Origin of the sequence: Vibrio sp. V15_P4S5T153 (assembly GCF_963874485.1) — a bacterium.
In the GTDB taxonomy this organism is placed as follows: Bacteria; Pseudomonadota; Gammaproteobacteria; order Enterobacterales; family Vibrionaceae; genus Vibrio; species Vibrio anguillarum.
This window is the reverse complement of record NZ_CAWNHR010000011.1, coordinates 1454327-1476204: the sequence shown is the minus strand read 5'-3', so window position 1 is coordinate 1476204 and position 21878 is coordinate 1454327. Positions and strand designations below refer to the sequence as shown.

Genomic DNA, 21878 nt, shown 5'->3' with positions numbered 1-21878 from the left:
AGTTATTTGATCTCTACTTGCTCTTCATCGAGTTGAGCTTCAGCAATATGACCGATAACCCACGCATTTTCGCCTTCCGCTTGCAGTAATTGAACCGCCGCTTGTGCTTGATCCATTGGAAGCGCAACAATCAGTCCGACACCACAGTTAAATGTGCGGTACATTTCGTGAGTGGTTACATTCCCTTTTTCTTGCAGCCATTGGAAAATAATTGGCCATTCCCAGCTATTGCCGTCAATCACCGCTTTCGTCCCTTGTGGAAGAACGCGAGGAATGTTTTCCCAGAAACCACCGCCAGTAATGTGTGAAATGGCGTGAATATCGTGCTCGGCGATCATCTTAAGCGCTGATTTGATGTAAATCTTGGTTGGTGTCAGTAAGTGCTCACCAATCGTTTTGCCGGCCAAGTCTTCATTTTTGTCGGCACCTGATACTTCGAGGATCTTGCGAACTAATGAATAGCCGTTTGAGTGAGGGCCGCTAGAGCCAACCGCAATCAGAGCATCACCTGCTGCTACTTTTGAGCCATCGATGATCTCTTCTTTTTCAACCACACCGACACAAAAGCCAGCGACATCGTAATCTTCACCTTCGTACATACCCGGCATTTCAGCGGTTTCACCACCGATCAAAGCGCAACCTGCTTGCACACAACCATCGGCAATACCCGACACCACATCAGCAGCTGTATCTACATCCAATTTGCCCGTGGCATAGTAGTCCAAAAAGAAAAGCGGTTCAGCACCTTGAACAATCAAATCGTTAACACACATTGCAACCAAGTCAATGCCAATGGTGTCGTGCTTATTCATATCCAATGCGAGGCGAAGTTTTGTGCCAACTCCATCGGTGCCAGAGACTAAAACAGGATGTTTATATTTGGTTGGTAGCTCGCAAAGCGCGCCAAAACCACCAATGCCACCCATAACTTCAGGGCGACGAGTGCGTTTGACGGCGCCTTTAATTCGTTCAACAAGTGCATTGCCTGCATCAATATCTACGCCAGCATCTTTGTAACTAAGAGAAGTGTTATTACCGCTCACGGGGAAGTCCTCGGTCATAAGTTGGATATGAAAACGGCGCTATTCTAACAGGGCTTAAAACAAAAAGGAAAACGTTTGCGTCAGTTTTTTTGTTTATAATTGGCACTGAAATTAGCATAAAAAGTGTGTACAATTCGAAGGTTTGTTTAAATGTCGTCGGAGATGAAAATGAAAGTTGTTGAAGTTAAACACCCTCTAGTTAAGCATAAACTTGGGTTAATGAGGGAAGGGGATATCAGCACTAAGCGTTTTCGTGAGTTAGCTACAGAAGTGGGTAGCCTACTAACTTATGAAGCAACCTCAGACTTTGAAACAGAAAAAGTGACGATTGAAGGCTGGAATGGCCCAGTTGAAATTGATCAAGTCAAAGGTAAAAAAGTAACGGTAGTACCTATTTTGCGTGCTGGTCTTGGCATGATGGACGGCGTTTTGGAGCACATTCCAAGTGCGCGGATTAGTGTTGTTGGCATCTATCGTGATGAAGAAACGCTTGAGCCTGTCCCTTATTTCAACAAACTCGCTTCTAATATTGAGGAGCGAATTGCGCTTGTGGTTGACCCAATGCTGGCAACTGGCGGTTCCATGATTGCGACGATCGATTTGCTCAAGGAGCGCGGCTGTAACCAATTTAAAATTCTCGTTTTAGTTGCAGCGCCTGAAGGCATCGCGGCGTTAGAAAAAGCGCACCCTGATGTTGAGCTCTATACGGCGGCAATTGATGAGAAATTGAATGATAAAGGTTATATCGTTCCTGGTCTTGGCGATGCTGGTGATAAGATTTTTGGTACGAAATAAGCGTTAATTTTATGCTGTCTTAAAGGAGAAACGAAAGTTTCTCCTTTTTTATAGTTGCTTCGGTTTTTTATAGTTGTTTCAGTGATGCGTCATTACGGTCATTTTATTGCTCAACAGAATTAACGCATTGTTCGATGATTATTTTTTAAGACTTAACGTACTGCTTTTTCTGTGGCTATTAGCTGGCGCACCTTGTGATGAATTTGTGGGTCGGCGCGGTGCTCTTTTTGTATTTGGAGCATGGCGAAACTCATCGGCATTGCGTCCTTGGAACGTTTTTGGCTTTTGATTTCTGCGTGCCGTCGAGGTTTGATTTTGCTCACGACTATCAAACAGTTTTGCATCGGTAGCTTTGCGAATACGCTTACCCGTCACATCAAGCTTGGACGCGCCTTCCGTACCGCAAGAACTCTCACACATTGCTAATATTTCAGCGACTTCCTCGTCGCTTAAATAACGCCATTCACCATTCGGGATACCGTCTAGGCTGATGTTCATAATACGAACTCGGCGTAGTTTAAACACTTCGTAACCTAAGGCCTCACACATACGACGAATTTGACGGTTTAACCCTTGTGTTAACACAATTCTAAAGGAGAACTTCGTTTCTTGGGTTACTTTGCAAGGCAGTGTCACCGTATCAAGAATTTCCACACCAGAGGCCATCTTATGTAGAAATTCGTCGGTGATGGGTCTATCTACTCGGACGACGTACTCTTTTTCATGGTTATTACCAGCACGTAATATCTTATTGACTATGTCACCATCGTTAGTCAGAAAGATCAGTCCATCTGATGGTTTATCTAATCGACCTATCGGGAAAATACGTTTGTGGTGGCCAATAAAATCAACAATGTTACCTGGAATATCGCGCTCTGTTGTGCAGGTGATTCCAGTCGGTTTGTTAAGGGCAATGTATATCGGTTTTTCTTTTGATTTTAATGGATTACCATCAATACACACCTCATCGTTCGGCGTGACTTTAGTGCCCATTTCCGGCAATAGTCCATTGATGGTTACTCGGCCTTGTTCAATTAACTTATCGGCCTCTCGACGAGAACAGAAACCAGTTTCACTGATGTATTTGTTTAAACGGATGGTAGCTTGTTGTGACATAGGTTGCTCTTACGTTTCCCAACGGCGGTGAATAAAAATAAAGCAACACTCTGAGTGTTGCCTAGTAACGTTGCAATATTTTAGCAGTTAATATTAATTAACCAAGGCGTTTTTAATGACACTCATGGTTTCCAGCCTTTCCCCATCACTTTTCCTCAACAAGATATAGACGGCATTGACGCCTTTATTTATGCGAAGAGGGAATGCTTTTATTTGTATGAGAAAATGGAAACTATTTTGAGACAGGTGTTCTTATCGAACCGATCTTGAGTAGCCGAATGATGCCATTCATCAAGAAGATAGAGTTATTAACGCGATAAAAAACCGGAGCAGACAGATAATCGACCCCGGTGCATAGCGTCACACTATTTTTCAATAGGTGCTAAGCGATCTAGTGAGGAGATTTGTCATTCATCACTTTATAAATGAAGAAACCGCCATAAAACAGCATAAGACCAAAAGCACCAAAGATTACTATCATTGAAGATAGTCCCACAGCATTACCAAATAGGAGATCAAGCCAAAAGTCCATGTTTCCTCCAAAGTTTCGAAGACACAGCCAAGTTAAAGTTTGCTCTGTTTGCTGACACTGATCTGGATCAATTATGTTGCATAGGTTAACTTGATGTTTCTATTGGTGTGTAATTAGTCACGTTTTTATGTGTATTTGATGGTGATTTAGCCAATGAGTTTGTTATTTGATGGAAATAAGATTAAAGGCTTGCGTCTTAGTTTTAGATGAGTAATATACGCATCCGTTCTAGGCAAAAAGCTCGGAACTGCTCGCTAAGTGCAGAGCAAAAATTTCGGTGAATAGCGCAGCTTGGTAGCGCATCTGGTTTGGGACCAGAGGGTCGGGGGTTCGAATCCCTCTTCACCGACCATATTTAAAAGCCTCGCAGTAATGCGGGGCTTTGTTACATTTGGAAACGGTAAGTTTTCGTTACCAAATAGAAAGGGGGGTTCGCCTCTTTCACTATCTGGTTCTTCACCGATCACATTAAAGGCCTCGCAGTAATGCGGGGCTTTGTTGCATCTGGATGTGATCATTTTCATTACCAAAGAGAAAGGGTTTTCCTTTTCCTCTTTCTCTATCAGGCTCTTTCACTGTTCACCCTTCTCCGAGCAAATTCAACTATTGAAAATAGCAGTCAATATTCCACGATAATAAATAGCATTAGGATGTGTAAAAAACGTCACTTTAGCGCATTTTGACGTTTGATGAGTCATTACAATTTATGACCTATATCACGATTTAACCTGTCAAATCCCTTTAATGGACTTCTCGCCTTGTAGTGAGTAGTGATCTCTATTCATAAATTCATTTTTGTTATGCATTTTTATGTGATCTTTCTCAAGTTAAACTCGTCAAATAATAAATTACGGTTTTGACGTCAATTTTAACTTATTGATTTTAAATGGTTTTGTTTTGATTGTATTTTAGAGGATTTGAACTGGATCACTTCGTGTAGCTAATTATTTTACGCTTAGAAATAACTCCTTGTATGGTGAATGCCTTAGGTCACAAGCCTTTATGCTTGTTGCTGTTTTGAGTCCTTTTAACAGGATATTGGGTTTTTATTTTAAAGGTAGGGTGAGTCAAATGTTGAAACCTAGTTTGATTGCTGTTTCGGTTATCGCCACATTATCAGGTTGCTCTTTGTTGCAATCACCAGAGCAGAAAGTAGTCGATGCGCTGGCGGAAAATTTGGATATTCATTACACCGTATTAACCAATCACGGGGCAGATGAAGGATTGGCATGTCAGGCTCTCGAAGCAGAATGGGCATCGTGTAATAAAGTGAACATGACCTTGGTTAACCAAGGTGAAGCTGTGAATTCAAAGCAGTGGGCTATCTATTTCCACAGCATTCGACTGATTCTGGATGTTGAAAATGATCAATTCAAAATTACCCGTTTAACGGGTGATTTACACAAACTTGAACCTACTGATAAATTTGATGGTTTTGCTGCGGGCGAAGAGGTTGTTTTGCCTCTGGTCTCTGAGTATTGGCAGTTGTTTGAAACGGACTTTATGCCGCGTGTATTCGTTGCGGCGCCCAATACAGAGCCTAAACTTATTGTATCTCTTAACACAGAGGATACGTCGTCATTTGTGCGTGGGCTTGAGGGCGACAATATCAAACGCACCACCAGCGATAATAATGTGTTTGCCACGGCCATCAACCGATTTGAGAGAAATAGCGATGTATCACTGCAAGATGTATCAACGGCTCTGTTACCAACGCCTCTAAAAACAACGCTTGGTCAAGGTGTTGTTGACATTACTCGCGGCCTTAAGCTTGATGTGAAGGACTTTGCGACGGATCAGTTTTCAGCATTGCAGGCGCGTGCTAAAACGATTGGGCTGAAGCTTGATGGAGAGTTGGCGGTTGGTGTTGCGATTACACCGAGCGAATTTTCTGACCAGATGGCGACATCGGGTGCTTATGAGTTGGAGATTGCACCGAATGCTATCTCTATTCGTGCATTTGATGAGGCGGGAGCTTTCTACGCCGTTCAATCTATTTTGAGTTTAGTGGATAGCCAGAATGTCACAGCGCTGCCAGTGATCCACATCGAAGATGCTCCACGTTTTGATTACCGTGGTGTGATGGTGGATGTCGCACGTAACTTCCATTCTAAGCAAGCGATTTTGACCACGTTAGATCAAATGGCGGCTTATAAGATGAATAAATTACATCTTCATTTGACCGATGATGAAGGTTGGCGTTTAGAAATTCCGGGCTTACCTGAATTGACCGACATTGGTGGGCAGCGCTGCTTTGATTTAGATGAGAAAAACTGCTTGCTGCCACAGCTTGGCTCCGGTCCAAATTCTGATAACTTTGGCTCAGGTTATTTTAGTCGAGCCGATTACATTGAAATCCTCAAACACGCTAAAGCGCGCAATATTGAAGTGATTCCTGAAATTGATATGCCAGCCCATGCTCGCTCTGCGGTTGTTTCAATGGAGGCTCGTTTTGATCGTTTGAGCCAAGAGGGGAAAACCGAACAGGCTAGCCAGTATCGCTTGATGGATCCTCAAGACAGCTCCAATGTTACGACGGTTCAGTTTTATGATAAGCAGAGTTTTATTAACCCTTGTTTAGACTCGTCTAAACGTTTTGTGGACAAGGTGATCACTGAAGTGGCCTTGATGCACATTGAGGCGGGCATGCCTTTATCGACTTGGCATTTTGGTGGCGATGAGGCGAAAAACATCAAATTGGGCGCGGGTTTCCAAGATATTAATGCGACGGAAAAAGTCAGTTGGAAAGGTAACTTAGATCTTTCACAACAAGATAAACCATTTGCGAAATCGCCACAGTGCCAAGCATTAGTCAGCCAAGGAGTAGTAAGTGACTTTGCTCATTTACCGAGTTATTTTGCTGAGCAAGTATCGGAAATTGTCGCCGATAAAGGGATTGAGAATTTCCAAGCATGGCAAGATGGCTTGAAATACAGCGAGGGAGAATCCGCTTTTGCCACGCGCAATACACGTGTGAACTTTTGGGATGTCCTCTATTGGGGCGGTACAAGCTCTGTTTATGAATGGGCAAAACAAGGTTACGACGTAATTGTTTCTAACCCTGATTATGTCTACATGGATATGCCTTATGAGGCGGATCCTAAAGAGCGCGGTTATTACTGGGCCACCCGTGCGACCGATACGCGCAAAATGTTTGGTTTTGCACCGGAAAATATGCCGCAAAACGCTGAAACTTCATTAGATCGTGATGGTAATGGTTTTGTCGGTAAAGGAGAGGTGACGTCGAAACCATTCTACGGCTTGTCAGCTCAATTGTGGTCAGAAACGGTTCGTAATGATGAGCAGTATGAATATATGGTTTTCCCTCGAGTGTTGGCTGCCGCTGAACGTGCTTGGCATAAAGCGGAGTGGGAAAACGACTATAAAGTAGGGGTTGAATATTCTCAGCAAACCAACTTAGTCAATAAGTCTGCACTGAATCAAGATTGGACTCGTTTTGCTAATATTGTTGGGCAACGTGAGCTGGCGAAACTGGAAAAAGCTGGCATTGATTATCGCCTGCCAATTCCCGGAGCTAAGATTGAAGCGGGTAAATTGTCGATGAATTCGTCATTCCCAGGTGTTGAGCTGCAATACTCATTAGATGGTCAACAATGGCTTACTTACTCGAGCATCGAACAACCGAAGGTGTCCGGTGAGGTCTGGATCCGTTCTATCTCTGCTTCAGGCGAGCGAGTCAGCCGAGTAACTAGCGTTAAATAACTGTAGCCATATCAAGGCACCCCAATGAAAGCCTCCGCATCTGTCGGAGGCTTTATTACATAAAATCAATTACCTTCGTGGTGAGCAAACTCAAACACCTGACCTTGCTCGTTAAAAGCAAAAACCGAATAGGCTTCTTTCTTATCACCAGATTCCATACCTGGAGAACCGATTGGCATGCCGGGCACGGCTAACCCTTTGGCATTTTTCGGTGGATTAGCGAGAAAGGCTTGAATGTCTGTGGCTGGAATGTGACCTTCGAAAACATAGCCGTCGATAACGGCTGTATGGCAAGAGGCGAGCTTGGGTGTAATGCCCAATTGTTGTTTTATCGCCGTCATATCTTCTTGCAATTGCTCGTTAACCTTAAATCCTGCTTGTTGCATGTGAGTGGACCACTCAGTACAGCAGCCACAATAAGGGGATTTGTAATTGGTCATCTCGGTCACCGTGGCGAATGCGGAGTAGCTCATAAGAGACAAGGTGCTAAGCATAGCGGCTGTGATCATTTTCATTTTTATCTAACCTCTAAGAGTGAAAAGGGGATTTAAATAGACGCAAGCGGTTAGCGTTGCTCACGACTGTGATTGAGGACAAAGCCATTGCCGCTCCTGCAACTACAGGGCTAAGTAAAAAGCCAAAAGCGGGATAAAGCACACCAGCGGCAATGGGAATGCCGAAGGTGTTATAAATAAACGCGCCCAATAGGTTCTGCTTCATGTTTTTTACCGTCGCTTTAGAAAGAGCGATAGCATTGACTACGGCAAGCGGTGAGGAGTTGAGCAATGTCATTTGCGCACTCTCTATTGCGACATCACTGCCACTGCCCATTGCGATACCAATATCGGCTTGCGCAAGGGCTGGCGCATCATTAATACCATCACCGACCATGGCGACGATTTGGCCTTTCTCTTGTAACTGCACGATTTTTTGTGCTTTTTGATCCGGAAGTACTTGAGCAATCACTTGCTGTATGCCTAGCTGTTTGGCTATTGCAGTGGCCACGCTTTGGTTATCTCCGGTTAGCATCACGGTACGAATGTTCATTTTGTTCAGTGTGCTGATAGCTTGTGCAGCGTTAGGTTTGATTGGATCAGCAATTGCGATGAGACCTTTGAGTTCACCGTTAATGGCAACCGCGACCGGTGTCCAAGCTTGTTCTGCGTAGTGTTCAATGGTCGTTTGTGCTTGAGTAAGAGGAACGTCCAGTGACTCAAGGTGCGATAAAGAGGCAACGACGACGGAATCACCGCCAATATTTGCCATTAGCCCTTTGCCTCTTAGGTTGGTAAATTGCTCGACTTCGGCGCTGGTTGATACCAGCGGTTGCGCATAATGGCAGATAGCCTTGCCAAGAGGATGTTCAGAGCGCAGTTCCAAAGCGTAAACAAGGGTTAACAATTTGCTATCTTCAATTCCCCACGTGACTAAGTTCTGAACGGTTGGCTTGCCTTGAGTGAGCGTACCTGTCTTATCAAATACTACAGTGGTGATTTTGCTTGCCGATTGCAATACATTGGCATCTCTGATCAAAATACCCATTTCAGCGGCTTTGCCAACTCCTACTGTAACCGAGAGTGGAGTAGCTAGACCCAAGGCACAAGGGCAGGCAATGATCAATACTGTTGTCGCAACCACTAGCATATAACTGGCCTTAGGTTCAGGGCCTACAAAGTACCAAATCAGAGCGGAAAACAGGGCAATCATAACCACTGTCGGTACAAAAATAGCGGATATCTGATCTGCCAGTTTGGCGATGGCTGGTTTACTGCTTTGCGCCTGACGCACCATGTGGATGATGCGCGAGAGCATGGTTTGCGCCCCTACGCCGGTGGCTTCGATGACTAAGCTGCCATCATGATTGATGGTACCTGCCGCAATGGCATCGCCTGCCACTTTTAGGACGGGGATCGGCTCGCCAGTGAGCATGGATTCATCAACATAAGATTCACCGCTGAGGACTTTGCCGTCTATCGGCACTTTTTCTCCCGGTTTTATGCGCAGTTGCATACCAAGTTGTACTAATTCAACCGCAATCTGTTGATCGCCTTGCGCCGTGATGCGTGTTGCTTGTTGTGGCTGCAAGTTAATTAAGGCTTGCAAGGATTGAGTTGTCTTCGCTTTGGCTTTCGCCTCAATGTAGTGGCCCAGTGAAATCAAACCGATAATCATCGCGCTGGCTTCAAAGTAAACATGACGCGAGGCGACGGGAAACCAAGTTGGGTAAATCACTACCAACATTGAATAGGCCCAAGCTGCTCCGGTTCCTAGGGCGACTAAGCTATCCATGGTGGCGCGCTTATGAGTTAACGCAAGCCAAGCATGGCTAAAAAAGTGGCGGCCAGCGGTGGCTAATAGGGCTAAGCACACAATGCCGATAACGCCCCAGTATATTTGTTGCTGAGTGGTCACAATCATCATGCTGCCACCAAGAAGGCCCCAAAGCATTAACGGGATACCCATCATTAAACCTAGTTGTGCATTGGTTTTATGCTGCTTCTGTAAATCAAGTGATTGCTGTTTTTGTTTTTCTTGTTGTTGGGCTGGGTCATCGACTCGCTCTGCACGGTAGCCTGCATGAGTAATGGCATTGAGCAATTGCAGTTCAAGGTTAGCGATATCTGCTTGCGAGAGCACTAAGGCGCTTTGTTCCGCTAAATTGATTTGCGCTTTTTGTACTCCGTTAACGCTTAGAAGTGCTTTTTCCACCGAAGAAACACAGCTTGCGCAAGTCATTCCTTGAATCAGTAAGTGGGTACTAACCAAACCCGTTGTTGAGACTTCTGTCTCTGGTGCGAGTGGCTGTGTGTCGCTAACCAAGGTTGTGGGTTGCGATGAGGGCAGAGGATCGCTGTTCGTGCTGAGCAAGGCTTGATAGCCTAAGGATTCGATAGCGGCGATGAGTTCACTTAAAGAGGCCGAAGTGCTCAGTTCGATGAATGTGGGTGACAGTTGGTGGATTTGTACCTCAAATTCTTGCTTGAGATGCTGCTCAAGTTTCTTCGCGCAACCCATGCATTTCAGCCCTGATAAAGGCAATTGAAAGCGTTTCATTGATAAATTCCCCGTAAACCAACTCAATAGCTAGAAGCATAAACCTTACCTTTAGGGCAAGGTCAAGTTCCACTAAAGGAAAGTTAAGCGAGTTTTAAGCGTTATTCTTGAGTGCAGAAAAACGAAAGGCAATCGAGGATTGTAGATTTAGCCGTCAGTGGTAAAATGTCGCCACTTTTTATCCTGGTACTTGCAGTGGACATGTTCTCCGCTGTCTTTTTATCCCTAAGGAAATCAAATGACGGTTAAAACTCGTTTTGCTCCTAGCCCGACAGGCTATCTTCACGTTGGTGGTGCGCGTACTGCACTTTACTCTTGGCTTTATGCAAAAAGCCAAGGTGGTGAGTTTGTTTTGCGTATTGAAGACACCGACCTAGAGCGCTCGACGCAAGAAGCCGTAGACGCGATTCTTGAAGGTATGACTTGGCTAGGTTTGAATTGGGATGAAGGCCCATATTTCCAAACTAAACATTTTGATCGTTATAACGAAGTTGTCGATAAGCTGCTTGTTGAAGATAAAGCCTACAAATGTTACGCCTCTAAAGAGCTGTTAGATGAAGTTCGTGCCGAGCAAGAAGCGAACAAAGAGATGCCGCGCTACGATGCTGATCACCCAAAAATCAAAGCGGTTAACGACGCCGCAAAAGAAGGGGATCCGTGTGTTATCCGTTTCCGTAATCCTAAAGAAGGCAGCGTAATTTTTGACGACCAGATCCGCGGCCGTATCGAAATCTCCAACAGCCAGATGGATGATCTGATCATTCGCCGTACCGATGGCTCACCCACCTATAACTTCTGTGTGGTGGTGGATGACTGGGATATGGGGATTACTCATGTCGTTCGTGGCGAAGATCACATCAACAACACACCTCGTCAAATCAACATTTACGAAGCGTTAGGTGCTCCTGTACCTGTGTTTGCGCACTGCGCAATGATCTTAGGTGACGACGGCGCGAAGCTATCTAAACGTCATGGCGCTGTTTCTGTGATGCAGTATCGCGATGAAGGTTATCTGCCTGAAGCACTGAATAACTATTTAGTTCGTCTAGGTTGGTCTCATGGCGACCAAGAAATTTTCTCGCGTGAAGAGATGATTCAGTTCTTCAGTTTAAATGCTATTAGCAAATCGGCATCTGCATTTAATACTGATAAGTTGTTGTGGCTGAACAATCACTACATCAAAACATCAGAGCCTGAATATGTCGCAAAACACCTTGAATGGCACTTTGAGCAACAAGGCATCAATAAAGACAACGGCCCAGCATTAGCTGAGATCGTTAAACTGGTTGGTGAACGCTGCAATACCTTGGTTGAACTTGCTGCTCAATCTCGTTACTTCTTTGAAGATTTTGCTGAGTTTGATGCTGATGCGGCGAAAAAACACTTACGCGGTGTGGCGAAAGAGCCGCTAGCACTTGCTTTAAGCAAATTAGAAGCATTGAGTGACTGGACAACGGAAAACCTGCACGCTGTCATCGCTCAAGTGTGTGAAGAGCTTGAAATCGGTATGGGTAAAATAGGCATGCCGCTGCGCGTTGCTGTCACTGGCGGTGGTCAATCGCCATCGGTTGATGCTGTTATGCAACTGATCGGCAAAGAGCGTGTCATTGCTCGTATCAATATGGCATTAGCCTTTATTGCTGAGCGTGAAGCGAACGCTCAATAAGTCAATCATACGAACAACGCTTTGAACCGCAGCTTATGCTGCGGTTTTTCTTTATATCGGCTTTGTTAAATCCTTTGGTGTAGAGCACTGACAATATTTCACAAAACGATGACAGAGAATAAACTAATGCGCTATTTAAGCTTTCTTTACATACAGTATAGTGGTTCCGAGTTATGTAGGTATGTGTGTAGGCGAAAAGTAAACCGTTTTTTGGGTACCGCAACCGCATTATGATAACGATAAATAGGAAAGGAAAAAGTATGAAAAAGTTAGCAGCAGCAGTTTCAATGGCGCTTGTTTTTGCATCTTCTGCCGCAATGGCTGAAGTATACGTAGGTGCTAAAGTTGGTAAATCTTGGCTTGATGACGCTTGTCGTGCTGGAGATGTGTGTGAAGATGAATCTTCTACCGTCGGTGCTTACCTTGGTTACCAAGCGTTTAATTGGCTTTCATTAGAGGCCGGTTACGATTACTTGGGCAAATTTAGTGGTGCGGGGCTGAATGATGAAAAAGTAACGGCCATTACACTCGCACCGAAAGTCAGCCTTCCTTTGACTGATGCCATTGCCTTATATGCTAAAGTCGGCGGTGCTTATGTTGACTATGGCAATAAAGATGATTACTCATATTTAGGTGCCGCTGGTATTGAGTTCAACACCGATAATAACGTCACTTTACGTTTGGAATATCAAAGCCTCACCGATATTAATAACGATCTTGTCCGAGCGGCAGGTAACTCGGCTACCTTAGGTGTTTCGTATAAATTTGGTGGAAGTAAAGCAGAACCTGCGCCAGTCATCGTGCAAGAGGTGTTTGTTGAAGAAGTTGCACTGCCAGTGGTTGAGCCTGTCGTTATTCCCCAAGAACCTGAAACAGTTGTTAAGCATGTGCCATTTCAACGTTTGGACAGCAGTAGCTTTGCCCATAACAGCACTAAGCTAACAGCAGAGAGTACTAACCAGCTCGATAAACTAGTGAAATATTTGCAAGCTTACCCACAAGCTGATGCTGAAATTATTGGTCATACTGACTCAACTGGCGCTGCGGCTTACAACCAGAAACTATCAGAAAAACGCGCACAAGTTGTTGCTGATGTTGTGATTGCTAAAGGTGTGGATGCGAACCGTCTTACCGTAAAAGGTGAAGGGGAAAATAGCCCAATCGCATCGAACGATACAGTCGAAGGTCGAAAGCAAAATCGTCGTGTTGATATCGTTATTCCAAGCTTTGATTATGAAGTGAAATAATAACGCTTAAGTATGAGAAAATAGAGAAAGCCCGTGAAAAACGCGGGCTTTCTTCTTGTAAAACAATGGATTTGAGCCTCTAACCGCTCCGGTATCACTTCACGTTATTTCAAATCAATACTATTCAATCGGCCCATGTAGAGAAGAATATCCAAGTCTTCTTTATAAGCCTCTAATAGCGCCTTTTTCGTCTTGGTATAAGCGGCAAGCTTGCCATGCTTGTTGATCGAACAAACGACGCTTTGAAATATACAGTTACCTTTTTCATCATAGTGTCTCCAAGCCGCGATATAACAAGGATCCCGAGCTTCCGGGTTATCGAGCGTTGGTCTGGGTTTGTATATGATTTTAGGTTCTAAACTGTGTGGTAGACGAGTCATCAAATAGGGATCTTTGAGCAGACGACGCCAATGTTTGCCCCACATCTCTGAACCTAATTCATTACGCAGCTTTATCGCCTTTTTAAGCCCCTTTTTCTCACCAATACGTATGTAGCCGACAGAACGGTGCAACACCGTATCGTCCGGCGTATGGATATGAATTTTATAGGCGGTCTTTGCTTTAGAGATAAAGCGGTGACCAGTATTCGTGATTAGATTACTCTTTTTCATGATCGTGTCTATCGATAAATCTGTTAATACTAATTCTAGATTATTTGACATAGAACTTACAGTAATCACTGTATATGAATAGTAGTGGCTCAAATCAATATTAGGTCAATTTTTCGTCAGAAAAAAAAGCCTCAATACCGGTTGGGTGTTGAGGCTTTATCAAAATGGCGCTCCCGACAGGAGTCGAACCTGTGGCCTGCCCCTTAGGAGGGGGCCGCTCTATCCTACTGAGCTACGGGAGCAAGGTGAGCTAGTTTACTCAATAATTTTGTGAAGTTAACTAGTTAAAACGAAAATTAAAGCTGTTTGTGCATAACATCGCCAATTTGTATGCTAGAGGCGAGATTTTCTTGATCAACACTCAGCTCTGCTTCATTTTCATAGACGCGAGTAACCGTAAGGGTAATATCACTTTGAGTCACTTTATTTCGTGGTAGCCCTTTCTGATCAATGAATGAACCTGTATGCCACAACTGCAATTGGTCACCGGTTTTAACGCCATGAACACGTCCTAAATCTATCGTGATGGTATTACCATATTTAGCCACAACCTCGGGGAGAGTTATTTTACATGAAAGCTCCGATTCAAGATCGAGCATGATATTTCGGCTGACACGCAGCATCATGCTGCCAAAGGTTGAAGCCCAAAAACGTGCACTGCGCGTATCTATCTGACTGGTTTTGGCGAAGGGCCATTTAGCGACTTCTCTATAATGCCTAGTCATGACTTCTTGGCCTGTTTTGCCATCAAACACTTGGATTTGCATAGCAAATTGACGGTTAATCACATCATCGGCGAGTAATTTTTGCTCTATCGTGGCAGTTAAATCGGTGATGGTTCCCCCCAAAATGTACTGTGCCCCCGTGTCCTCTGCAATCATGGTTAAGCGTTCTGGGTGCTGTTTTTCAATTGCATAATCTGTGGTGCCAACCGACACAAAACTGCGAGATTCTTGATCGAGTTGGCGGTTGAGTACCTGTGCAAAATCATCTCCCACACTGTAAATTTGCCCCATAACCGCCTGTTGTGGCGATGCAAGATCAATGTTACCCACTAAAAACGTTTTCTTATATTGGCTAACGTGGCAACCTGTTGCCGAAGGATAAATATCAATTCGAGCTTTAACATACATCACTCCCCGACGTGTTTTATTCTCTTCGACTAACACATAGCGTACTTCATGGTTAGTAAACTGGTACTCTTTACGGTCTGATTCCAGCAGTGGTCGCAAGTTACTGATACTACCGATGTCTGCCCCGGCAAAGTTTACCGCCTTATAGATGGCATCTTCCAATGCATTGAGGCGAGCGACTTCCTCTGAGGAAACAATGGCTGACGATCCGGTCACTTCATACCAAGCAGCATTAACGGCCTGAGAAAAGGTAATGGTGCAACATATTGAAAATAAAACAGAAATAATTTTTTTCATTGTTATTTACCAGTTGGGTATAAATTTTGCTTTTAAAATCTTAGCTGATGTAGGCAGTGCGTTTTGAAAGTGTAACAAGTTTTGAAAAGCAAAGAGTGTTCCAAGTTTTTTAATCTGAAGTTTGGAATCAAGATTGCCTCAGTATATCTGGAGATAAGAGAATGAAAAAATGGCTTTCGATAGTGCCAGCAGTTTTGTTAACTGCTTGTGCCTACGCCCCGATTTATAACGGTAAAGAGCCATACAATGGTTCACAGTTTATGCTAATGGAGAGCCCACGTCACACGTTGGACTTCTTTGTTGAAAGCATGACAGAAGATTTGATGGTGTCCAATACTAGTGTTTCTGCTCGCACTCCTATTGCTGTAACATCGTTTGTGGACCTGCAAAGTATGGATGCGACTAACTGGTTGGGTAACTCGGTTTCTGAAGGATTTATTCATCAGTTTCAGCGTCGAGGATTTAAAGTGGTTGATTTCAAAACCACAGGCTCGATTCAGGTAACGCAGCAAGGTGATTTTGCTTTCAGTCGTGACTGGAAAGACCTCGCTCAAGAGCAGGAAATCCAATACATACTGACAGGCACAATGCTTCGTCAAGAAGGCGGTGTATTAGTCAATGCTCGTGTTGTGGGAATGCAGTCTCGTGTTGTGGTTGCTACCGCACAAGGCTTTTTACCTGCTGATCGTATTGGTCGTGATCTTGATACGCTCAACAGTATCCGTACACAAGATGGTGTGTTAATTCGCTCTGACCCTACGATTAAGCAGCCGTATACTGTTATCTTGCGTCCATAGGAGAAACCAATGAAAAAATGGCTATTACTTCTAGTGACTATCATGATGGTGGGTTGCCAGCCATTGCAAACCATGCGCGCTGATGAATGGTTGACGGCGGTAGGTTATGCCAATATCAGTGAGCAAACTGGGCGTAGTGTGGATGAAAAGCAAGTCCGTGCAATGCGTGCCTCTAAAATCGATGCTTATCGCGAACTGGCAGAGCAAGTCTATGGAATGCGAGTGAGTGGTCGTGCTGAACTACAAGATCAGCGATTGGGCACAGAGCTGACGTCGGGAGCGGTTGATGGTGTTATCCGCGGAGCAGAAGTGGTCCGCAGTTATAAGGTGGGTGACAGTTATGTTACTGAGTTACGTCTCGATATCCGTAAGATGGATAAACTGCGTGACTACGGCGAAGTTCAGCAAGTACCAGAAAAACGTCAACAAACACTCTTCTAAATCTTCCTTCTCTCCAGATCGAAAAAGCGGCAAAGTTTGCCGCTTTTCTGTTTAATTCGTTTCAGCTTAAAAAATTTAGTCACTCAGCTGCATGTTGGTTACGCTTTAATATTGGTCCCTAAAGTGGACACAGTGTGGGTTTGCCCACCAGCGTTATACGTCATGCCAATTTTTCCGTGGCTTTGCTGCATCAAATTATTGAGTTTATTAAAACTGAGTTGTGCACGTTGTAGCGCTTCACCATTAACAAGGTTTGCTTGCTGGCAATCGTGAACAATGGAACGAATTTGATCAACGATTTGCGACAGGAGTACATCTTCAGCCAGGCTCACGACATGAGGATGTTTCGCAATTCGGAGGTCAGTTTGTTGAAGTTGTCCAACTAAGGTCATCTTTTGTTTGGCAATAGCTTCGATTTCACTTGATGAACGGCCCGTAATTGCTAACTTTTCTTGTTCAAGTAGCGAAGAGAGTTCTAGTGCATTTTTCAATTGGAAATCGACTAAGTCTTTTAATACAGCCATTGTATGTTGCCTTAATTAGTCAAAAGTAGGGCTAGTTAAAACCACCCAACTCTTTTTCAAATTTAATCATATTATCAGCCAACTTTTCTGGGTCGACTCTATATGAGCCATTGGCTATCGCATCTTTAATTGCAGCGACTTTGGCACTATCAAAACTTGGCTGAGATACCATTTGGTTGTGCATTTCACCAATGGCCTTACCTTGGGTACTAAGTGATACCGCATCTTGATTTTGAGGTGAACGAGTGACCGAGCCGGATGTCGATGGAGATGCATTCGATTCAGTACGAGCATTACTACGATTTGTCGTCGTTAATGTTTGCCCCGAACGTATGTTATCAATACCTGCCATATGTGAGCCTTATTAATAATAATGGAAACCTGTACAGTCAATATCGACGGTGCTTGTGATTACTTTAGCTTTTTTTTCTGTTTCACTTTCTTAACAACGTAAACACATTTAGAAGTGTAATGAAAGCGTTAAAATTGAACCGTGACTTCGCCAATACCGGTTACTTGTGCATCTATTATACGGTTTGATTTATCATTTTTCACTTTTATCTGCTCACCAAAAATACCATCACTTAAAGCGGTTCCTTTGGTTGTGATGATCATTCCCTGCTTGACTGCTTGAATCATAACGTTTTCATTACGACATACGACGCATATATCATCTTGCTCAACGACATCGCCAATACGCATGTTTTTTTTCACTTTAGCTCCGACGATACGATTTATATCGGAAAAACCTTGTCGTCTAAAGCGGTGTAAGTCTACCATTGTAATCAAGACATCTTGCTGCGTAATTTGCTGCCCACGAGAAATGGGTACGGCAACGGTGACAAGTGGCAGTGAAATGGTCAGTCTTACAGGAACATAAATTTTCCAGTTATCTTCAATGCATTCAACCAGAACTGTGATATTACTTGCAGAACCATTACTGGATGAGGAAGAGGTCGATAACGGTGTGGGGCAGTCGGTGGCATAAATTCGGTCATCAACATTTGCCGCTTTTACGTTTAACTCCCCGCTGGGAGGCCACTCAATAGTTTCTAAAACATGTTGTTCCGCAGCTTGTTGAATGGCTTCAACTTGCGGCAAAGTGGCAGAATGAAGAGAAAAATTAAAGAAAAACAATAAAAAGCCGATAGAGAGATAAAAATTTCTATAGAAAGCTCTACACTTAGTTATGGAAAGTAGATGTAAACATATTTTTGTATGCATCATTCTGTTTCTCTGGTTTCTTCATAGCCTGTAGTAGACTACCACTTTTTTGCATAAAAGTTTGAGATGGAGATGAGCTTATGACGGGTATTCTTGATTCTGTGAATCAGCGTACGCAACTCGTTGGTCAAAACCGATTAGAACTCTTAACGTTTCGTCTAATGGGACGGCAACGTTATGGTATCAACGTATTTAAAGTTAAAGAGGTGCTCCAGTGCCCTAAGTTAACTTTGATGCCCAATTTACATCGCCTAGTCAAAGGTGTTGCTCATATTCGTGGTCAAACCGTTTCTGTCATTGATTTGAGTTTGGCCGTGGGTGGACGTCCCACCGCGGACCTTGATAAGTGTTTTGTGGTCATTGCTGAATTCAACCGATCTATCCAAGCTTTCTTGGTCAGCTCGGTGGATCGAATTGTCAACATGCACTGGGAAGCCATTCTTCCTCCACCAGATGGCTCAGGCAAAGATAACTACTTAACCGCAGTCACCAATATTGATAACGAATTGGTAGAAATTCTCGATGTAGAGAAAATTTTGGCAGAGATTTCTCCGGTTAATGAGACAATGGATTCATCGATTGGTGAATCGATCGCCCAAGTAGAAACAGAAAAAGAGATCATCCGTCGAATTTTAATTGCCGATGACTCAACCGTTGCGCGTAAACAGGTTCAAAGAGCAGTAGAATCAATAGGTTTTGAAGTCGTTGCTGTTAAAGATGGTAAAGAGGCGTATGAAAAATTGATCGAGATGGCAGCAGAAGGGCCAATTTACAATCAAATATCTTTAGTGATCTCTGATATTGAAATGCCTGAAATGGACGGCTATACATTAACAGCAGAGATACGTAGAAATTCAGATTTGAAAGATCTATACGTTATTCTTCACTCTTCACTGAGCGGCGTTTTTAACCAAGCCATGGTTGAGCGAGTGGGTGCAAACTCATTCATTGCTAAATTCAACCCTGATGAGCTTGGGAATGCGGTGAAAGCTGCACTAGTTAACTAAAGAGAAATTAATGACTGCTATAACTATAAGCGATCAAGAATATCGCGATTTCAGCCGTTTTTTGGAATCTCAGTGCGGGATTGTACTTGGAGATAGCAAACAGTACTTAGTGAGAAGTCGCTTAAGTCCACTGGTTGCTAAATTCAAGTTAACCTCTCTTTCTGACTTGTTACGTGATGTGGTTACGGGGCGAAACCGTGAGCTACGAGTTGCAGCGGTCGATGCCATGACCACCAACGAAACACTGTGGTTCCGTGATGCTTACCCATTCACCGTTTTAGCGGAACGTCTATTACCCGAGGTCGCTGCAAATAAACGCCCTATAAAAATTTGGTCAGCGGCAAGCTCTTCAGGTCAAGAGCCTTACTCAATGGCGATGACGGTGCTGGAAACTCAACAGCGCAAGCCGGGTATGTTACCGAGTGTATCGATCACCGCGACGGATATTTCTGCCAGCATGCTGGATATGTGTAAAGCGGGGATCTATGACAATTTAGCACTTGGCAGAGGGTTATCGCCGGAGCGTCGCAAAATCTTTTTTGAGGATGCTGGTGATGGCCGAATGAAAATCAAAGATAACGTTAAGCGTTTAGTTAACTTCCGTCCTCAGAACTTAATGGAGAGCTATGCCTTATTGGGTAAATTCGATATTATTTTCTGTCGTAACGTTTTGATTTATTTCTCACCTGATATGAAGTCGAAAGTATTAAATCAAATGGCTAGTAGCTTAAACCCCGGTGGCTACTTATTGCTCGGCGCATCGGAGTCACTGACAGGATTGACCGATAAGTTTGAAATGGTTCGTTGTAACCCTGGCATCATTTATAAACTCAAATAGCCACATTCTTACGTTGAGTTACTTGCTTACGTTTAGTTATTTGCCCAGCTTTTGCTGGGCTTTTTCTTTCCCCTAATTTCGTTTTGATTGTTGAGATTTACTGAAGTTGTGGGCGACAAGTGGATAAAGCGGCGTATATTTTGCTTACATTTCGACGGATTCTTATTTAGATAAAATTGTTGTAAACACGGTTCGTTTTTTTAAGTTGGTACGTTAATTGCTTTTAATATGAGTAGTAACAGTCAGTTTTTAGTGTAGAGGCAAACATGGCTATTTCTTTTGACAACGCATTAGGTATTCACCAACACACGGTTGGTGTACGTGAGCGCAATGCTGAGGTGATTTCCACCAATATTGCACAGGCGAACACACCGGGCTTTAAAGCAAAAGGAATGGACTTTCAAAAAGCATTGCAGGCGGCAAGTTCAGGGGCAAGCATTGGTCTTAGCCGTACGGATGGTCGGCATATATCTGCCTCCACGAAAGTAACTGGCGAGAGTCTCTATCGAATTCCGACTCAACCTGATACGGGTGATGGCAACACGGTGGACGTAGATTTAGAGCGTAACTTGTTTATGCAAAACCAGATCAGACACCAAGCTTCACTGGACTTCTTAGGAAGTAAATTCAAGAACTTAACGAAAGCAATCAAAGGGGAATAAGTAGATGAGCTTATTTAATGTGTTCAATGTGACTGGTTCTGCAATGAGTGCTGAATCTGTTCGTCTAAATACGACCTCAAGTAACTTAGCCAATGCGGATAGTGTGAGTAGTTCGGCCAAAGATACTTACAAAGCGCGTCACGCGGTGTTTGGTGCAGAGTTAAGTAAAGCGCGTTATAACCGTGATCATAATGTACCTGTAAAAGTATTAGGTATTGTTGAAAGCGATAAACCGCTTAACGCAGAATATAACCCAGATCACCCACTTGCTAACGATGAAGGCTATATTTACAAGCCTAATGTCAATGTGATGGAAGAGATGGCTAACATGATTTCGGCTTCTCGTTCTTATCAAACGAACGTGCAGGTGGCTGATGCAAGTAAACAAATGCTGCTGCGCACGCTGCAGATGGGTCAATAGGATAAGGAGGTAGCGTATGGCCGGAATAAATAACATTGGTCAAAGCGGCTTGTCTTATATTGACCAGCTGAAAAGTCTTCAAGACCAAAAGAAAACAGAAGAGACAACGGGGAAGCAAGATCTTAAACAAGAAGACTTCCTATCGTTACTCACCAAACAACTGGCTCAGCAAGATCCTTTTAAACCGGTCAGTAATGACCAGATGATTGCCCAAATGGCGTCATTTGCCACAGTTGATGGTATCGGCAAAATGAACACTCAGTTTGAGAGTCTCAACTCGTCGATGACATCCAACCAAGCTCTACAGGCTTCATCACTGGTTGGCCGTGATGTGTTAGTACCGGGAGCGGCAGGGATCAAAAAAGAGGGTGCTGGGATGGCTGCGATGGTCAAACTTCCTCAAAGTTTAGAGAACTTGTTTGTCCGAATAGAGAATGAAGCTGGACAATTGGTTCGTACCTTTGATGTCGGGGCTAAATCAGCCGGTGATAATCGCGTTGAATGGGACGGTAACGATCAAAACGGTAATCCATTGCCGGGCGGCAAATACCAAGTGAAAGCTTCGGGTTTGCTCGATGGAGAAAGCAAGGAGTTTGCGGTATCGACTTACGCAAACGTCAATAGCGTTCTGCTGGGTAAAGGTGATGGTAACGTACTGCTCAATCTGGCTGGATTTACATCGCCAGTTAAACTTGCTGAAGTACTAGAAGTTGGCAAAGCGTAACTCTTTATAGAGTAGATATGCTA

21 protein-coding genes and 2 tRNA genes are annotated in these 21878 nt (G+C 43.8%); 12 read left to right on the top strand and 11 right to left on the bottom strand.

Features of this window, described 5'->3' with window-relative positions:
* Positions 1 to 2: 2 nt before the first annotated feature.
* Positions 3 to 1043 carry a phosphoribosylformylglycinamidine cyclo-ligase gene (purM, locus tag AACT42_RS08690; RefSeq protein WP_010320092.1) on the bottom strand — a complete coding sequence of 347 codons (1041 nt, stop codon included), beginning with the start codon at positions 1041 to 1043 and terminating at the stop codon, positions 3 to 5.
* A 168-nt stretch (positions 1044 to 1211) separates the two neighbouring features.
* Between purM and upp the strand changes: the two genes are divergently transcribed.
* Positions 1212 to 1838: a uracil phosphoribosyltransferase gene (gene upp / locus AACT42_RS08685; protein WP_026027908.1), complete on the top strand. Its 627-nt coding sequence runs from the start codon at positions 1212 to 1214 to the stop codon at positions 1836 to 1838.
* A 138-nt stretch (positions 1839 to 1976) separates the two neighbouring features.
* Here the strand turns inward: upp and rluF are convergent, their stop codons facing one another.
* Both rluF and AACT42_RS08675 read right to left on the bottom strand, forming a co-directional pair.
* Positions 1977 to 2954, bottom strand: a complete 978-nt coding sequence (rluF, locus tag AACT42_RS08680) for a 23S rRNA pseudouridine(2604) synthase RluF (RefSeq protein WP_094132453.1) — start codon at positions 2952 to 2954, stop codon at positions 1977 to 1979.
* A gap of 391 nt (positions 2955 to 3345) precedes the next feature.
* Positions 3346 to 3486, bottom strand: a complete 141-nt coding sequence (locus tag AACT42_RS08675; RefSeq protein ID WP_010319399.1) for a DUF3149 domain-containing protein — start codon at positions 3484 to 3486, stop codon at positions 3346 to 3348.
* A 275-nt stretch (positions 3487 to 3761) separates the two neighbouring features.
* Here AACT42_RS08675 and AACT42_RS08670 point away from each other — a divergent pair.
* Both AACT42_RS08670 and AACT42_RS08665 read left to right on the top strand, forming a co-directional pair.
* A tRNA-Pro gene (locus AACT42_RS08670) sits at positions 3762 to 3838 on the top strand.
* A gap of 719 nt (positions 3839 to 4557) precedes the next feature.
* A complete protein-coding gene (locus tag AACT42_RS08665) occupies positions 4558 to 7209 on the top strand; it encodes a beta-N-acetylhexosaminidase (protein WP_094132451.1) in 2652 nt (883 codons plus the stop codon).
* 65 nt (positions 7210 to 7274) lie between these two features.
* Here AACT42_RS08665 and AACT42_RS08660 read toward each other — a convergent pair whose 3' ends face one another.
* Together AACT42_RS08660 and AACT42_RS08655 are read right to left on the bottom strand one after the other, a co-directional pair.
* Positions 7275 to 7724: a DUF411 domain-containing protein gene (locus AACT42_RS08660; protein WP_081245276.1), complete on the bottom strand. Its 450-nt coding sequence runs from the start codon at positions 7722 to 7724 to the stop codon at positions 7275 to 7277.
* Between the two features lie 13 nt (positions 7725 to 7737).
* On the bottom strand, positions 7738 to 10263 hold the full coding sequence (locus AACT42_RS08655) for a heavy metal translocating P-type ATPase (RefSeq protein WP_176429081.1): 2526 nt from the start codon (positions 10261 to 10263) through the stop codon (positions 7738 to 7740).
* A 238-nt stretch (positions 10264 to 10501) separates the two neighbouring features.
* Between AACT42_RS08655 and gltX the strand changes: the two genes are divergently transcribed.
* Both gltX and AACT42_RS08645 read left to right on the top strand, forming a co-directional pair.
* Positions 10502 to 11929, top strand: coding sequence for a glutamate--tRNA ligase (gltX, locus tag AACT42_RS08650; protein WP_094132448.1), 1428 nt, complete (start codon positions 10502 to 10504; stop codon positions 11927 to 11929).
* Positions 11930 to 12189: 260 nt separating this feature from the next.
* Entirely contained in the window at positions 12190 to 13176 is a 987-nt protein-coding gene (locus AACT42_RS08645; RefSeq protein WP_176429080.1) for an OmpA family protein, read from the top strand.
* Between the two features lie 104 nt (positions 13177 to 13280).
* Here AACT42_RS08645 and AACT42_RS08640 read toward each other — a convergent pair whose 3' ends face one another.
* The 3 genes from AACT42_RS08640 to AACT42_RS08630 form a co-directional block, all read right to left on the bottom strand.
* On the bottom strand, positions 13281 to 13787 hold the full coding sequence (locus AACT42_RS08640) for a Fe3+-citrate ABC transporter substrate-binding protein (RefSeq protein WP_094132444.1): 507 nt from the start codon (positions 13785 to 13787) through the stop codon (positions 13281 to 13283).
* A gap of 165 nt (positions 13788 to 13952) precedes the next feature.
* Positions 13953 to 14029: transfer RNA gene (locus AACT42_RS08635), tRNA-Arg, on the bottom strand.
* A 54-nt stretch (positions 14030 to 14083) separates the two neighbouring features.
* Positions 14084 to 15217: a flagellar assembly protein FlgT gene (locus tag AACT42_RS08630; protein ID WP_013856243.1), complete on the bottom strand. Its 1134-nt coding sequence runs from the start codon at positions 15215 to 15217 to the stop codon at positions 14084 to 14086.
* Positions 15218 to 15378: 161 nt separating this feature from the next.
* Between AACT42_RS08630 and AACT42_RS08625 the strand changes: the two genes are divergently transcribed.
* Both AACT42_RS08625 and flgP read left to right on the top strand, forming a co-directional pair.
* Positions 15379 to 16014, top strand: a complete 636-nt coding sequence (locus tag AACT42_RS08625; protein WP_013856244.1) for a FlgO family outer membrane protein — start codon at positions 15379 to 15381, stop codon at positions 16012 to 16014.
* A gap of 9 nt (positions 16015 to 16023) precedes the next feature.
* Positions 16024 to 16455, top strand: coding sequence for a flagellar assembly lipoprotein FlgP (gene flgP, locus AACT42_RS08620; RefSeq protein WP_017043110.1), 432 nt, complete (start codon positions 16024 to 16026; stop codon positions 16453 to 16455).
* 98 nt (positions 16456 to 16553) lie between these two features.
* Here the strand turns inward: flgP and AACT42_RS08615 are convergent, their stop codons facing one another.
* The 3 genes from AACT42_RS08615 to flgA all read right to left on the bottom strand — a co-directional run bounded on the left by AACT42_RS08615 (position 16554) and on the right by flgA (position 18206).
* Positions 16554 to 16979: a flagella synthesis protein FlgN gene (locus AACT42_RS08615; RefSeq protein WP_094132030.1), complete on the bottom strand. Its 426-nt coding sequence runs from the start codon at positions 16977 to 16979 to the stop codon at positions 16554 to 16556.
* Positions 16980 to 17010: 31 nt separating this feature from the next.
* Positions 17011 to 17331, bottom strand: a complete 321-nt coding sequence (gene flgM, locus AACT42_RS08610) for a flagellar biosynthesis anti-sigma factor FlgM (protein ID WP_013856247.1) — start codon at positions 17329 to 17331, stop codon at positions 17011 to 17013.
* A 128-nt stretch (positions 17332 to 17459) separates the two neighbouring features.
* Positions 17460 to 18206, bottom strand: a complete 747-nt coding sequence (gene flgA / locus AACT42_RS08605; protein ID WP_013856248.1) for a flagellar basal body P-ring formation chaperone FlgA — start codon at positions 18204 to 18206, stop codon at positions 17460 to 17462.
* A gap of 77 nt (positions 18207 to 18283) precedes the next feature.
* Here flgA and AACT42_RS08600 point away from each other — a divergent pair, with 77 nt between their 5' ends.
* From AACT42_RS08600 to flgD, 5 genes are all read left to right on the top strand, one after another.
* Complete coding sequence (locus AACT42_RS08600; protein ID WP_013856249.1) at positions 18284 to 19210, top strand: chemotaxis protein CheV; 927 nt, start codon at positions 18284 to 18286, stop codon at positions 19208 to 19210.
* Between the two features lie 10 nt (positions 19211 to 19220).
* Positions 19221 to 20048, top strand: coding sequence for a protein-glutamate O-methyltransferase (locus tag AACT42_RS08595; RefSeq protein ID WP_064625794.1), 828 nt, complete (start codon positions 19221 to 19223; stop codon positions 20046 to 20048).
* 266 nt (positions 20049 to 20314) lie between these two features.
* Positions 20315 to 20710 carry a flagellar basal body rod protein FlgB gene (gene flgB, locus AACT42_RS08590; protein ID WP_013856251.1) on the top strand — a complete coding sequence of 132 codons (396 nt, stop codon included), beginning with the start codon at positions 20315 to 20317 and terminating at the stop codon, positions 20708 to 20710.
* 4 nt (positions 20711 to 20714) lie between these two features.
* Positions 20715 to 21131, top strand: coding sequence for a flagellar basal body rod protein FlgC (flgC, locus tag AACT42_RS08585; protein WP_010319383.1), 417 nt, complete (start codon positions 20715 to 20717; stop codon positions 21129 to 21131).
* A 16-nt stretch (positions 21132 to 21147) separates the two neighbouring features.
* On the top strand, positions 21148 to 21855 hold the full coding sequence (gene flgD, locus AACT42_RS08580) for a flagellar hook assembly protein FlgD (protein WP_013856252.1): 708 nt from the start codon (positions 21148 to 21150) through the stop codon (positions 21853 to 21855).
* The last annotated feature ends 23 nt before the right edge of the window (positions 21856 to 21878 follow it).